Origin of the sequence: Gordonia amarae NBRC 15530, assembly GCF_000241345.1 — a bacterium.
Taxonomy (GTDB): Bacteria; Actinomycetota; Actinomycetes; order Mycobacteriales; family Mycobacteriaceae; genus Gordonia; species Gordonia amarae.
In genome coordinates, this window is the sequence record NZ_BAED01000021.1 from 1 (window position 1) to 14,247 (window position 14,247).

15 protein-coding genes are annotated in these 14,247 nt (G+C 66.3%); 3 read left to right on the plus strand and 12 right to left on the minus strand.

Annotated elements, in window-relative coordinates:
• Positions 1-1,167 (plus strand): amidohydrolase family protein (locus tag GOAMR_RS06540; protein ID WP_005184493.1); only part of this gene is annotated, 1,167 nt, incomplete at its 5' end.
• A gap of 23 nt (positions 1,168-1,190) precedes the next feature.
• Complete coding sequence (locus GOAMR_RS06545) at positions 1,191-2,246, plus strand: Rieske 2Fe-2S domain-containing protein (RefSeq protein ID WP_005184495.1); 1,056 nt, start codon at positions 1,191-1,193, stop codon at positions 2,244-2,246.
• Positions 2,247-2,457: 211 nt separating this feature from the next.
• On the opposite strand, the gene GOAMR_RS06550 is transcribed toward GOAMR_RS06545, so the two are convergent.
• The 7 genes from GOAMR_RS06550 to GOAMR_RS23530 all read right to left on the minus strand — a co-directional run bounded on the left by GOAMR_RS06550 (position 2,458) and on the right by GOAMR_RS23530 (position 9,230).
• On the minus strand, positions 2,458-3,717 hold the full coding sequence (locus GOAMR_RS06550; RefSeq protein WP_005184496.1) for an amidohydrolase family protein: 1,260 nt from the start codon (positions 3,715-3,717) through the stop codon (positions 2,458-2,460).
• A 38-nt stretch (positions 3,718-3,755) separates the two neighbouring features.
• Complete coding sequence (locus GOAMR_RS06555) at positions 3,756-4,946, minus strand: CaiB/BaiF CoA transferase family protein (protein ID WP_005184498.1); 1,191 nt, start codon at positions 4,944-4,946, stop codon at positions 3,756-3,758.
• Positions 4,947-5,029: 83 nt separating this feature from the next.
• Complete coding sequence (locus GOAMR_RS06560; RefSeq protein ID WP_005184501.1) at positions 5,030-6,328, minus strand: amidohydrolase family protein; 1,299 nt, start codon at positions 6,326-6,328, stop codon at positions 5,030-5,032.
• 30 nt (positions 6,329-6,358) lie between these two features.
• On the minus strand, positions 6,359-6,799 hold the full coding sequence (locus GOAMR_RS06565) for a Zn-ribbon domain-containing OB-fold protein (protein ID WP_005184503.1): 441 nt from the start codon (positions 6,797-6,799) through the stop codon (positions 6,359-6,361).
• A complete protein-coding gene (locus GOAMR_RS06570; RefSeq protein ID WP_005184505.1) occupies positions 6,799-7,965 on the minus strand; it encodes a thiolase C-terminal domain-containing protein in 1,167 nt (388 codons plus the stop codon). Before GOAMR_RS06570 ends, GOAMR_RS06565 begins: the two co-directional genes overlap by 1 nt.
• A 99-nt stretch (positions 7,966-8,064) precedes the next feature.
• Entirely contained in the window at positions 8,065-8,631 is a 567-nt protein-coding gene (locus tag GOAMR_RS06575) for an SDR family NAD(P)-dependent oxidoreductase (protein WP_005184507.1), read from the minus strand.
• On the minus strand, positions 8,631-9,230 hold the full coding sequence (locus tag GOAMR_RS23530; protein ID WP_005184508.1) for a TetR/AcrR family transcriptional regulator: 600 nt from the start codon (positions 9,228-9,230) through the stop codon (positions 8,631-8,633). The genes GOAMR_RS06575 and GOAMR_RS23530 overlap by 1 nt, the downstream gene beginning before the upstream one ends.
• A gap of 570 nt (positions 9,231-9,800) precedes the next feature.
• Between GOAMR_RS23530 and GOAMR_RS06585 the strand changes: the two genes are divergently transcribed.
• Positions 9,801-11,039, plus strand: coding sequence for a cytochrome P450 (locus GOAMR_RS06585; protein ID WP_005184509.1), 1,239 nt, complete (start codon positions 9,801-9,803; stop codon positions 11,037-11,039).
• Between the two features lie 64 nt (positions 11,040-11,103).
• Here the strand turns inward: GOAMR_RS06585 and GOAMR_RS06590 are convergent, their stop codons facing one another.
• Genes GOAMR_RS06590 through GOAMR_RS06605 form a run of 5 tightly spaced genes read right to left on the minus strand, consistent with a single transcriptional unit; the run spans position 11,104 to position 14,240 of the window.
• The gene (locus GOAMR_RS06590) at positions 11,104-11,817 is read right to left on the minus strand and encodes an ABC transporter ATP-binding protein (protein WP_005184510.1); all 714 of its coding nucleotides are present in this window, start codon (positions 11,815-11,817) and stop codon (positions 11,104-11,106) included.
• On the minus strand, positions 11,814-12,929 hold the full coding sequence (locus tag GOAMR_RS06595) for an ABC transporter ATP-binding protein (protein ID WP_005184511.1): 1,116 nt from the start codon (positions 12,927-12,929) through the stop codon (positions 11,814-11,816). Before GOAMR_RS06595 ends, GOAMR_RS06590 begins: the two co-directional genes overlap by 4 nt.
• Positions 12,926-13,159 carry a hypothetical protein gene (locus GOAMR_RS23535; protein ID WP_005184512.1) on the minus strand — a complete coding sequence of 78 codons (234 nt, stop codon included), beginning with the start codon at positions 13,157-13,159 and terminating at the stop codon, positions 12,926-12,928. Before GOAMR_RS23535 ends, GOAMR_RS06595 begins: the two co-directional genes overlap by 4 nt.
• Positions 13,156-13,656, minus strand: coding sequence for a hypothetical protein (locus GOAMR_RS06600; protein WP_005184513.1), 501 nt, complete (start codon positions 13,654-13,656; stop codon positions 13,156-13,158). Before GOAMR_RS06600 ends, GOAMR_RS23535 begins: the two co-directional genes overlap by 4 nt.
• Positions 13,653-14,240: an Rv1363c family protein gene (locus tag GOAMR_RS06605; protein ID WP_005184514.1), complete on the minus strand. Its 588-nt coding sequence runs from the start codon at positions 14,238-14,240 to the stop codon at positions 13,653-13,655. Before GOAMR_RS06605 ends, GOAMR_RS06600 begins: the two co-directional genes overlap by 4 nt.
• Positions 14,241-14,247: the final 7 nt, after the last annotated feature.

Here is a 14,247-nt window from a genome sequence, read left to right on the forward strand (position 1 = left end):
GCGGACATGTGGAAATTCCGCGACCGCATCATCCCGAACGTGGCCCTGAACGCGGTCGCAGGCCGCCCCAAGGAGGAGTACGGCCTCGAGCCCGAGGGCCTCGACGAGATCCGTCCCGGCTGCTACAACGCCGCCGAACGCGTCAAGGACATGAACGCCGGCGGTGTGCTCGCGGGCATGAACTTCCCGTCGTTCCCCGGTTTCGCGGCCCGCCTGTTTGCCACCGAGGATTCGGACTTCTCACTCGCCCTGGTGCAGGCCTACAACGACTGGCACATCGACGAATGGTGCGGTTCGCATCCGGGCCGGTTCATCCCGATGGGTCTGCCGGTGATCTGGGACGCCGAACTGTGCGCCCAGGAAATCCGCCGCAACGCCCGCAAGGGCGTGCACTCGCTGACCTTCACCGAGAACCCCGCCGCCCTGGGATACCCGAGCTTCCACTCGGACTACTGGGATCCGGTCTGGCAGGCCCTCGTCGACACCGACACCGTGATGTGCGTGCACATCGGCTCGTCGGGCAAACTGTCGATCCCGGCCGTCGACTCGCCGCCGGACGTGATGATCACCCTGCAGCCGATGAACATCGTCAACGCCGCGGCCGACCTGCTGTGGTCGGCACCGATCAAGAAGTACAAGGACCTCAAGATCGCGCTCTCCGAGGGCGGCACCGGCTGGATCCCCTACTTCCTCGAGCGCGTCGACCGCACTTTCGACATGCACTCCACCTGGACGCTGCAGAACTTCGGCGGCAAGCTGCCCAGCGAGGTATTCAAGGAGCACTTCCTCACCTGCTTCATCTCCGACCCGCTCGGTGTCAGGCTGCGGCACGAGATCGGCATCGACAACATCTCGTGGGAGATGGACTACCCACATTCGGATTCGATGTGGCCCCACGCACCCGAGGAGTTGTGGAATGTCTTCCAGGAGGCCCAGGTTCCCGACGACGAGATCAACAAGATCACCTTCGAGAACACGATGAAGTGGTACCACTTCGACCCGTTCAAGCACATCCCCAAGGAGCAGTGCACCGTTGGCGCCCTGCGCGCACAGGCCGAGGGGCACGACGTCTCCATCCAGGCGCTCAGCCATCACCAGTCGAGCGCCGAAGACAAGCTCGCCGCGTGGGAGCAGCAGATTCAGGCCGCTGCCGCACAGCAGTCCTAACAGCCCACTAGTAGGAGAAAGCCATGGAAGTTCCGTTCACCTGGTTCGCGACCGGTTGGTACGTCATCGGCTGGTCGGAAGAGTTCGAGCAGGGACAGTCCAAGCCGTTGCATTACTTCGGCGAGGAACTCGTCGGCTACCGCGACGACAACGGTGAGATTCACGTACTCACCGGCAACTGCAAGCATCTCGGTGCGCATCTCGGCCACGGCGGCAAGGTCGTGGGCGATTGCATCGAATGCCCCTTCCATGGCTGGCGCTGGGGTCCCGACGGCAAGCACGCATACATGCCGTCGGAGCCCGGCCGCACGATGAAGACGATGAAGCTGCGCTCGTACCCTATTCACGAGTCGCACGGCGTGGTGTTCATGTGGTATCACCCGCACGGTGAGGCCCCGCGGTGGGCGCCGCCAGACATCTTCACCAAGTTCCCCGAGGTCACCGACACCCCGGACATGTACTACCGGTCGTATCCGGAGTTCTCGGTGGTCTGCCGGGACGAGAACGTCCATCCGCAGATCGTCGCCGAAAACGCCCCGGACAGTGCACATTTCCGCTATGTGCACAACGCCACCGTCACCCCGATCTGCCTCAAATGGGAGATCGAGGACAACGAGTGGCAGTTCCTCACCGGCTGGCCGGACGTCAACAGCTCCGATCCCGACGCGATGTCGCTGCGCGTGCACAGCCACATCGCCGGCCTCGGCTACGCGATCACCGCTTTCGAAGGGGTGCAACAACATCGGCTGATCTTTGCCTGCACCCCCACCGATCAGGGCAAGTCCGACCTGTTCTACAAGATCTGGTGGCCCAAGCCCGAGGGTGAGACCTCCGACGTGCCGCCGCCGGAGATCCAGAAGCTGGTGGAAAAGCGCTTCCTGCAAACGGTCTGGGACGACCTGAGCATCTGGCGCTACCAGAAGTACGTCGAGCGTCCCCCGCTCGACCGTATCGACGCCAAGCCCTACATGGCCATGCGCCGCTGGGCACTCCAGTTCTACGACGTCGACGCCGACTGGCGTCCCGGCGACCCGTCGCCGAAGACCGAGGACAAGGTCGAGGCAGCGGCCACCACATAGCAGCCACAAAAGAAGGGCGGTCACGCTGTGCGTGACCGCCCTTCTTCGTGTCCGTTCCCACCTCGTCCTTCGTGTCCGTTCCCAACCCGTCGGTTGAGGTGCGAGGAGCGCAAGCGACGAGCCTCGAAACCCGGTGAGCTGACATTGTCGTCTCACCGGGTTTCGAGGCTCGCAAGCTCGCACCGGGGCCGGCGGGGTATGCCACCTTCAGCTAGGCGGGCGGTGCCGCCGCGGCCGGGTCGGAGTTGGCGATGGGCAGACCCATGAACCGGCGGGCGTTGTCGCCCACGAAGTCCCAGGTTCGCCGGTTGTCCATGCCTTCGGCGTACTTCCAGTAGCCCTTCGGCTCCGGCAGTCCCTCGGGGTGCGGGTAGTCCGATCCGAACATCACCTTGTCCCAGCCGACGGTGTCGACGACGTCGGCCACCGAACCCTCCCAGAACGGGCTGACCCAGATGTTCCGGCGGAACACATCGAGAGGGTCTTCGGGGAAGTTCTGCGGCATCTTCTTGGTGAGATCGTGCAGATCGTGGAACAGCGGGTGAATCCACGAGCTGCCGTTCTCCACGCTCGCGATCCGCAGCTTCGGGAACCGGGTCAGTGTTCCGTGGCAGATGAGGCTGCCGATCATGTCGGAGATCTCCCGGTGCCCGAGGACCAGCCACCGGAACGAACTCATCGCCATGAAGTTCTTGGTGTTCGGCGGCTCCCACTTGTTGACGTACTCATCGAGCGGAGGCTGGCTGGCATGCAATACGATCGGCAGCCCGGACGACTCGACGTCGGCCCAGAACGGATCGAACTCGGGCAGCGCGGGCGAGCGCCAGCCATGCACGCCCTTCACCGGCGCCGGTTTGATCAGCGCCACCTTGGCGCCGTTCTCGAGAATGTATTCGAGCTCCCGGCGGGCACCGTCGACCTCGGAGCAGTTGATGACCGGCGTCGAGAACACCCGATCCTGGTAGGCGAACTGCCAGTGCTCCAGCATCCACTGGTTGAGTGCGTGAATGATGGCCAGAGTCAGTTCCGGATCCTCGGCCGACGAATGCTCGACGAGGCTGGCGAGCGTCGGGTAGTTCAGGCACTCTCGCACGCCCTGCCGATCCAGTTCCGCCACACGGTCTTCCGGGTTGCGGGTGGCCGCAGGGGCGTCGATGGCCTTGCCCTGCATCTCGCGCAGGGTCAGTCCCTCGGTGTTCTCGCCGGCGAAGAACTTCTCGTGCGCGCCGGGTGCGGCGACCCGGTCGAACGTCGGGTTGGGGATGAAGTCGGTGATCACCCCGTTGATGGCGATCCGGGTGTGCCGTCCGACCTGCACGTACTGCACTGCGGTGCGGTACTTTTCGGGCAGAAACTTGGTGAGCGCCTCCGCCGTCTCGTACATGTGCGTGTCGGCGTCGAACACCGGCGCATTCGCACGGGCATCGGAATTGTCGGGCACGTCGATCGCGCCCAGTACGGATTGGGTCATGAGCTGTTCCTAATGTTTGATCTCGTGGATGGTGCCGATCAGGCGACCACGCCACGCACTTTGAGGTCGACCACGGTGTCCCAGTCATAGCCGAGGTCGGAGAGGATCGCGTCGCCGTGTTCGGACAGTCCCGGTCCACGACGGGCGACGGCGGGCTGACCGTCGTACTGCACGGGTGCTGTCACCAGGTCGAACGGAACACCGGCTTCGGTGGTGCATGTTTGCACCAGACCGTTGGCCGCCACCTGCGGATCGTCGAGCACCTGCACGGGATCCTGGATGACGGTCCACTGCCCCTTGAAGTCGGCGAGTACGGTACGCCAGTGTTCGAGCTTCTCCTTGGCGAAGATCCCGGCCAGAATGTCCATCACCTGACCGGCGTTGGCCATCAGGGACCCGAAGTCGGCGAACCGGGGATCGGTGATCAGGTCGGGCCGGCCGAGCACCTCGCACAGCGGCGCCCAGTACGACGCCGGTTGCAGACAGCACAGCCCGATCCACCGATGGTCCGCGGTCTCGTACGTGTGCGACAACGGGTTTCGCGCCGGCGGCGGCCACGACCATTCCCGGGTGAGGGCGGCAGAGGAGATCGATCCGCTCATCGCCCACATGCCCGTGGCCAGCAACGACACGTCGACGACGGGCGCCTCACCGGTGGTGGCCCGGTGATAGAGCGCCCCCATCAGACCGGCGGCGATGGTGGTGGCGCCGATCAGATCACCGAAGCCGGGGCTCGGCAGATAAGGCGGCGGACTGCCGGCCGGGGCGGCGCCGAGCGCCGCGCCGGTCCGGTACCAGAAGCCGAGCAAATCGTAGGACCCGTTGTCGGCTTCCGGGCCGCGTTCACCGTTGCCGGTGGCGCGGGCATAGATGATGTTCGGGTTGCAACGGCGGATGTCGTCGACGTCGATGTTCAGGCGTTTGCGGACCCGCGGCACCTTGTTGGTGACGAAGATGTCCGCGTCGGCGACGAGCCGGTACAGAATGTCCTGGCCTTCTTCGGTCGAAAGATCCAGTCCCAGGCTGCGTTTGCCGCGATTGTTGCTTTCGAACAGCGGTAGGACGTCGTCATTGCCCAGTGCCCGCAGGCCACGGCCGGCGTCGCCCTTCTCCACCGGCTCGATCTTGATGACGTCGGCGCCCCAGTCGCTCAGGAGTGCGCATGCCGCGGGGCCGAATGCCTGTTCGGCCACTTCGACAATGCGCACCCCCTTCATCACCGCGGTCATCTGCCACCCGCTTCGTCAGTGTTGTTGTAGGCAGCCATCACGCTGTCCCCTCGTCCTTTTCGGGCTGTTGCCGGAAACGCGAATCAGTGCGTGACCGTCTTGGGCATGTCGATGTTGTACACGCGCGCGGCGGTGCCGCCGAGGATCTTCTCGCGGTCCTCCCACGGCACATCGTGATCCTTGAAGACGCTTGCGATGCCGTCGAGCGGCGACGGGTACAGGCATGTCGGGTGCGGGAAGTCCGACTCGAACATGATGTTGTCGGGGCTGAGCTGGTCGGCGTACCACTTGAAGTTGGGATCACCCTCGCCCTCGAACCAGAAGCACGAGTACATCTGCCGGCGGAAGTACTCCGACGGCTTGAGTTCGAGGTAGTCGACGCCGTTCTCCTCGGCCTGGTAGTCCAGGGCGGTGAGCATGAACGGAATCCAGCCGATGCCGCTCTCCACCGAGACCAGCTTGAGCTTCTTGTGCCTGTCGAGCATGCCCGAGTAGATCAGGTTGGCCATGATGCGCGCGTTGGACAGGTACAGCATGCAGGTGCCGATGGCGAGGCGCGCATCGTTGTTGAGCGAGGGCCAAGGCGCGGTCCCGTGGTAGCTTGCCTGCGAAACACTGGCTCCCACATGGAAGTTCACCGGCATGTCGAGATCCTCGCAGGCATCCCACAGCGGGCTGTAGAACTTGTCCGACAGGTCGGGGAAGCCCTGGTTCTGCGGGTCGGCGTTGGTGTTGACGCCCTTGAGACCCATGCCGTGGCAACGTTCGAGTTCCTTGACGGCCAGATCGATATCCCACCAGGGGATCAGGCCCATACCCATGAGCCGGCCGTCCGACTGTTCCTGCATCTCGGCCATCGCGTCGTTCCAGATGGTGAAGATCAGCATGCGCAGTTCGGGGTCGGCGACGCTGGCCAGTCCCTGCCCGCCGAAACCGACGGCGTTGGGGTACAGGATCTGTCCCCACACGCCCACATCGTCCATCAGCGCCAGCCGCGGTTCCACCAGGCTCGCGGCCGGGGAGACGTCGGTCAGCGGCCAGTGGATAAAGTCACTGCCCCTGACCTTGTGGTTGCTCTTGTTCACGACGCTGGCGCCGCCCGCGAAGCCGATGCAGGTGTCGTCGCCGACGATCCAGGCCGGGGTACCGCCCTCGTGGACCTGGCGGGGCCGCCAGCCGGCCCGCTTGGCGAAGTCCTCTTCCTGCAGCAGCGCCACGCGCGGCACCAGGTCCTTGAACTTCTCCGGCGCCCGCGAGGTCCACAGGTCACCGGGTTCGGTGAGGTGGGTGTCCACATCGATCACCGGAATCCCCTTGATAGGGGCCAACTTCGGGTCGTTGCGGTTGGTGGGCTGTACTGACGGGTCTTCAACGACGGTCATGTCTTACTCCTGATTCCTCAACAATAGTGATCAGGCGCCGGTTTCCGGACGCCGAAACTGTGGGGCCGACCAGCCCTCGTCCTGGTCGACGAAATACACTTCGAGGGGTTCACCGATGACCAGATCGTCGGCGTCGACCCCGGTCACGTTGGACACCAACCGGATTCCCTCGTCGAGGGCGACAATCGCAACGATCGGCGGTTCGGTGAACCCCGGCGGCAGCGGCTGGTACACGGTCACGTGGCTGTACAGGGTGCCGCGACCGCTCAGTTCGGCGCTCTCCCATTCCAGACTCTGGCAGTCCGGGCAGATCGGGCCGGGCGGGTGCCGCAACTGTCCGCACGCCGAGCAGCGTTGCGCGACAAGCCGGTGTTCACGGGCCGCTGCCCAGAAGAACTCGGTGTCGCCGTTGACCTTGGGTACGGGCCTGCCCCGGGTGACCTCTACGGACGCAACGGAAGTCTCGGTCATCACGCCGCCCCCAGGATCACGCCGCTGGTGGCGACGTACGGACCGCCGGTGACGATGACGTGCCGGGCGCCGGGCACCTGGTTGACGGCGGTGCCGCGCAGCTGCCGGACCGCTTCGACGAGTCCGTTGAATCCGTGCATGTACGCCTCGGACAACTGTCCTCCGTTGGTGTTGGTGGGGATGGCGCCGCCGATACGGGTGGCGCCCTCACGCACCAGGTCCGGCGCCTCGCCCGGTCCGCAGAAGCCCAGTGCCTCAAGCTGCATCAGGATGGCGGGACTGAAGTGGTCGTAGAGCACCGCCACATCGAGATCGGCGGGGGCCAAACCTGTGCGGCGGTACAGCTGATCGCCCACGATCTTCGTCTCTTCGACGCCGGCGATGTCGTCGCGGTACATCGATGCCATCCCATGCTGCTGTGCCGCGATTCCCATCGCACCGCCCAGCACCCGGATGGGCGTGTGCCGCAGCCCGGCCGCCCGTTCGACGGAGGTGAGCACCAGCGCCACACCGCCGTCGGTCTCCTGGCAGCAGTCGAGCAACCGCAGCGGATCGGCGATCATCCGGGAGGACTGGTGATCGTCCAGGGTCATCGGCTTGCCGTAGAAGAAGGCGTCCGGGTTGGTGACTGCGTACTCGCGCTGAATCACCGGCTGCAGTCCGAAATCCGCTGCGTCCACATTATATTGGTGCAGGTAGCGCCTGGCGCTGTGCGCCATGAAGGCCGCGGGGGTGGCCATGCCGAACGGCGCCGACCAGGCCCGCTCCGCCTCTGCGGTGGTCACCTCCTGCGACTCGAAGGCCAGCGGCCGGCCGAAGCGGCGGCCCGAGCGTTCGTTCATCGCCCGATAGCACAGCACCGTCGACGCCTTGCCCGACTCGATCGCCATGGCCGCCAACGTGATCGCGCCGGGCGCGCCACCCCCGCCCGCTGACGTGCGGGCGAAGAAGTCGACCTCGCTGACGCCCAGATTGCGGGCGAGCGTGCTCTCGTCGTTGTTGTCGATGGAGAAGGTGACAAAGCCGTCGACGTCACCGGGGGCGATGCCCGCATCGGTCAGTGCGGCCAGGGACGCCTCGCAGGCCAGACGCAGTTCGCTGCGTCCGGACTTCTTCGAGTATTCGGTTGTGCCTATGCCGACGATCGCGGCGCCGGGGTTGTTCATGGACTACTCCTGAGCGCGATTCACCTGTCGCCGAACGGATCAGAGATCTCAATCGGCGAGTGATGAGTGCGTATGTGATTGTTCGTGAAGCCGATGGGGTCAGACGCCGGCCGGGACGCGCGGGGCGACGGGAATCGGCGGAACCAGCGTCACCGCACCCCGGGTGCCGAGCAGCTGGTCCGCGCGCCGGGCACGGCGGCGGCTGTGCGCCCACCGGGACCGGTCCTGTGACCATTCGTGGAGCGCGTCGGCGAGATCGGCCCCGGAGTCAGAGGTCTCCGCCTCGACGAGGAGCAGTTCGTGCCGGCGACCGGCCGCACCCGCCTCGGCCAGACAGGCCGCCAGGTGGTGGGCTTCGTCGGAAGTTGCTGGACTGTAATGGATCACGGCATCGACTGCGCCGGCCAGGTATTGTGCCGTCTCGACCGCGGCGCCGACCGATGCCATGTCGCACATGTCGAGCTGAACACCGAATGCGGCGCCACCCGTCTCGCGGATCCGGTCGGCGACACCGTCACCGATCTCGGCATCGGCGGCGCCGACGACGAGCAGGTAACCCTCGGCCGCGAGTTGTTCCGCGTGTGCGCGGGCACGCTCGCCCGAGACGTCGGTGATGAACACTGCGAGGCGGTCGTCGTCGCAGCACATATCCAAGGCGGTGGTCATCAATTCTCCTGTGAGGTTTCGGACTGGCGTTGGGCGATATCGATCAGCCCATTGATCAGGACTTCCTCCTCGGACGCGTGGTCGGCGCGCCGGCGTTCGTACACCTCGGCGAGGTTCATCGCGGCCTCGACATGGGTGCCGATGTGAAAGTCCCTGATGGCGAAGAAGATCAGGCTGGTCAGTTCCGGACCGTTGGGGTGGTCGGGCAGCACCCGTTCCCGCAGTCCCGACAGGAATCCCGCCGATCGCGTGGTCATCGTCTCGATGAGTTCGAGTGCCGCAGCCGAGGTTTTGGGGTCTTTACGCAGGTTGGACACGATCTGGATGCCCGTGTAGTACTCGCTGCGCGAATAGTGGCTCCGCAGGATCTGATGGAAGCAGCGGACGCGCTCCTCGATGGTGTCGCCGATGATCGGCGAATGCGCCATCTCGATCAGCTTGGTCCATTCGCTTTCGAATGCGGCCAGCAGCAACGCCTCACGGGAACCGAACTGGCGCTGGATCACGCCCCAGGTCAGGCCGGCCCGGCGGGCGATCTCGTTGGACGACGCCCGGTACAGCCCGACATCGTCGATGGTGGCCAGTGCGGCCTCGATCATCCGGGCACGGGTGGGGCTCGTACCGGCCGTTCCCGTGGCCGATGCCGACCCGCCTGCCGCCCCAGCGCTACCGGAAGCCGAAGCGCCCAACTCCGAAACCGGTTGCGATGAAGTGACTTCCGCATTCTTGGTCAATGAATCCTCCTTTGGGAATCCTCCTTTGGCGCAGAGCGCGCGGTCGCCGCATGTCGGGGGACTGAGATCGGTGCGGCGGCCACCATGCCAACCATCGAGTGTGGCTGGCGTCACAAGCGATAGTAGTCACTATCACCACCGCCGTCAACACCACCCGGGGCGCCCGAGCCGACGTTGCCTTATTGCCCGATCTGGGCCACAATGAGGCCTGGCTCACAGGTTTGCCCATCTTGTGGCCGCTCGCGAGCAACGCTCGCCCGCACGCGCCAGGTGCCCGAGGTGCTGCGAAGAATCCCGAACCCGGATCCGGCACCGACAACGCGGTGCCGTGTCCGATTTGCCCGACCGTGATCTCGCCGGCCACCGGCACAACCCACCGGAACGCGGCGGCGACCAACGGGCCAGATCTTCAGCCAACAGATGGAGGAACACACGATGAGTGCCCCGACGGCCCCCAAGGCCGAGAGCGTGGAATTCAATCCCTTTAGCGAGACCTTCTTCAACAATCCGTACGACACCTATCGCAGGCTGCGCGAGGAGGCGCCGCTCTACCACAACGCCGAGTACGGATTCTGGGCGATCAGCCGGTACGAGGACATCGCCCCCGCCTACAAGGACTCGGCCACCTTCTCCTCGGCCAAGGGTGTCACCCTGGACATGATCAAGATCGCCGAACTCCTCAAAGGCATTCCACCGCAGCTCATCATGCTCGACCCGCCGGAGCACGACCGGATGCGCCGACTGGTCAGCAAGGCATTCACCCCGCGCGCGGTCAAGGCCTGGGCCGACCTGGTCACCGAGACCATCCACGGCTTCTTCGACGAGATCGACGACCCCACCTCGTTCGACGCCGTCGGCGATTTCGCGGCCCTGTTCCCCGTCGAGATCATCTGCAAGATCCTCGGTGTGCCGGCCGATCGCCGACAGCAGATCCGGCTGTGGATCGACACCTACCTGGCCCGCGAAGCCGGCAACATGATGATGAGCCAGGCGGGCGCCGAGGCGTCGATGGCGATGGGCCAGTACTTCGAATCGCTACTGGCAGAGCGTAAGGCAGACCCGCAGGACGACATGCTCAGCGAGCTCATCGCGTCCGAGTACGTCGCCGCCGACGGCGAGACCAAGCGCCTCACCGACGGCGAGATCATCGGCTTCTGCCGCCTCCTCGGCGGTGCGGGCGCCGAGACCGTCACCAAGCTGATCAGCAACGCCCTCGTCGTGTTCGCCGACCACCCCGACCAGTGGGAGGCCCTGCGCCAGGACCGCGACAAAGTGCCCGACGCCATCGAGGAACTGGTCCGATTCGACGGCCCGTTGCAGTACAACTTCCGGGTCACCACAAGGGAAGTCACCTACTACGGCGAAACCATTCCGGCCGATTCCCCCGTCATGTTGATCACCGGTGCCGCCAATCGCGACGACAGAGTGTTCGACGATCCGGACGTCTTCGACATCAACCGCAAGCGGCCGTTCGGCTACAACCTCGGCTTCGGCTACGGCACCCACAGCTGCCTCGGCGCACCGCTGGCGCGGATGGAGAGCAGAGTGGCACTGAACCTGCTGCTCGACAAGCTTCCCCGCTACGAGATCGACCGCAGCAAGCTCAGCCGCGTCTCGATGACCAATGTCGCCGGCTGGAAGAGCGTCCCGGTGCGCGCGCTCCCCGCCGAGTAACGCCCCATGCAGATCCGGCCCCGGCACGTCGAAGGTGCCGGGGCCTTGTCGATCATCGTTCCGGTCAGCGGGCGGGTTGCGCCGCCTTGCCGAAGTAGGCCTGCCGCAACTCTTCCGAGTCCGCGGTCAACGTGTCGGCCGACCGGCGCAGGGTCACCTCGCCGTGCACCAGGACCACCGCCTCGTCGGCCACCTCCAGCGCCAGCGCCACATGCTGTTCGACGAGGATCACCGCGGTGCCCGTCGAGTCGGCGATATCGCGCACGATGGGCAGCAGCCCTTCGACGATCACCGGCGCCAGGCCCATGCTCATCTCGTCGATCAACAGCACCGCCGGCTTCTGCACCAGCGCCCGGGCCACGGCCAGCATCTGCTGTTCGCCGCCGGAGAGGGCTCCTGCCTTGACTTTCCAGCGTTTGGTCAGCGCCGGGAACAGGTCGCGGATCTGGTCGGCGGTGACGCCGCCCTTACGCTGGGACAGCGTCAGCGTCTCGGCCACGGTCAGGCCGCCGAACAGGGCCCGGTTGTCGGGCACCAGCACCACACCGGACGAGTTGGTCTTGCCCGGGTTACCGCTGGGCAGCACCTGCCCGTTCACCGACACCGACCCACCGAGCCTCGGCAGCAGACCCGCCAGCGTCAGCATGACCGTGGTCTTGCCGGCACCGTTGGGACCCAGCAGCGCCAGTACTTTGCCGCTCTCGACCTCCAGGTCGAGACCACGCACCACCGGCACCTTGCCGTGCCCGGCGACCAGTTGATCGACGCGAAGACTCATAGCAGCACCTTTCCACCGGCCGGGTCGGTCTCGACCGCTCCGGGTGACTCATCAACCACCTCTTGCTGTTTCCCGCCCGAGTGGGAGGTACCCAGATAGGCCTGCATCACTGCGGTGTTGCTCAGGATCTCCTCCGGTGTGCCGCTGGCCAGTAGTTTGCCGAAGTCCAGGACGTGGATCTGGTCGCAGATGCTCATCACCAGGCCCATGTCGTGCTCCACCAGCAGGATCGTCACGCCGGTGCTGCGCAACGCCTTGAGCCGTTCACCGAGCCACAGGCTTTCGCTCGTGTCCAGGCCACCGGCCGGTTCGTCGAGCAGCAGTACCTTGGGTTTACCGGCCAGCGCCCGCGCGATGGACACCAGTTGCCGTTGCCCCTGTGAGAGCTGGGATGCGGCACTGTATTTCACCTCGGCAAGGCCCAAGGTATCGAAGATCTCGTCGAGTTCGGATTCGCCGACGTGACCTTCCCCGGCGCGGGCCGACAGGCCCACCGACACGTTCTCGGCGACACTGAGATCCTCGTACAGTTCGATTGCCTGGAAGGTCCGGCCCAGACCGGCCCGGACGCGCCGGTAGGTCTTGGTTCCGGTCAGAGTCGTCCCGGCCAGGCCCACGGTGCCTGTGGACGGCGCGAATCCGCTGATGGCGTCCATCAGGGTTGTCTTGCCGGCGCCGTTGGGACCGATCAGCCCGACGATCGCGCCGCGTGGCAGGTCGAATCCGACACCGTCCACGGCCACCACGCCGCCGTAGCGGACGGTGACCTCGGACAGTGACATCGCGGGTGCGCCGCCGTCCTGTGTCGTGGTCGCCTCAGGATCCTCTTCTCGCCGAACCCTTCGCGACGCTCGCTCCTTCGTCGCATCGCCGTCAGCGATCACGCTGGTCGTCGAGTCGACGGCCTCGGCGTCGCGTGCGGGTGTGCCACGCGCGAGCTTGCGGCCGAGCGCCAGCACCGGACCCGCGATGCCCTCCGGGTTGAACAGGACCACCACGATCAGGGCGAGACCGATGAGCACCTGGTACAGGTCACCACCGCCGATCTTCTCCAGCGCGAAGACGAAAACACCTTCGGCGGCCAGGATTCCGCCGATCACGCCGCCGGTCACCGACGTGACACCGGCCAGGTAGACAGTCGCGAACAGCAGGCGACGGCCAGAGCCAGAGCCGCCACGAGCAGCGCGGCGAGCGCGGCCTTGACCAGCCTGGTGCGGGCGATCGCGCGGGTCCACAGGTCGTCGGCGGCGGTGATCGCGGCCAGGCGGGCCTCGCGTTCGGCGGTGCGCACCCGGTCGCGGGCGGCGTCGAGCTCTGTGCGGGAAGTGTCGGTGCGGGTCATACGGTCTGCTCCACCCGTGCGAGCTTCCAGGTGTCCCCGGACCGGACCAGCCGTATCCACAGGGTGCGGGTGCCGGTCTCGGCCTTCCCGGAGTCGGCGGTGGTGACCACGTCGAACGCGGTGAGCGTCGCACCCCAGCCGGGACCGGCGTCGATGACCGCCGACGCCGTCGGCCGCCACTGGATGCTCCGCACGCCCGACGCCGGGGTGCCCCGCAGCAGCGAACCGTAGGTGGCGGCGAAATCGTCGGTCACCAGCGACGCCACGCTGTCCTTCTTGCCGGCGGCGTCAACGGAGAACACCGCGGCGACGATGCGGCCGGACTCTGCGCGCAGGCCGTCCCGGTCGACGGCACCGTCGTTGTCGCGGGCCGCCACCGTCACCAGTGCGGCGAGCACGGCCACCACGAGGACCGCGACGGCCAGGGCCGCGGCCGCCGCGCGGGTGCCGATGATCGGGCGGCCGAGCACCGAACCGACTGCTCTGCGAATGCTCATGGGAGGTACTGCACCGCCGCGAGTTTGGGACCGCCGTCGGAGTCGGTGAGCAGCACCCGCAGCCGGAACGCCTGCTCTCGCTCACGCTGGGAGCGGTTGTCCGGGGAACCGGTGAACCGGACCGTCGCCGCCACCAGGACGGTCGCGCCACCGGAGGTCCGGCCGCTGAGCGCCGCGCCGTCGACCGTGCCCTCGGCGACGGTGCCGCGCGACTTCACGAACGTCGTGTAGGCGTCGGCGGACTGGGCGAACTCGTCGTAGAACTCGCCGGTCGCCCCGGCCAGGATGCGTTGGGCGCGGCCCGGCTGCCGGTAATCGGGGCTCAGCAACAGCGTCACCCGATCGGTCGCGATGCGCTCGTACTCGGCGTCGGAGGTGCGGCCGGACTCCTGCGACCACCGCGCGATGCCCCAGCCCGCGAGGGCCAGCGACAGCACCACCGCGACAACCGCCGCCCACCGCCACCACCGGGCCGGAGGCGGTGCGGCGCCCGCCCGGACCTCGGCGTCGCGCAGGTCGTCGACGGCCTCCCGCAACGCGGCCCGGGCCGTGCGCTCACGCGCGAGAGCCTCGCTGCGCGCCATCGGCACC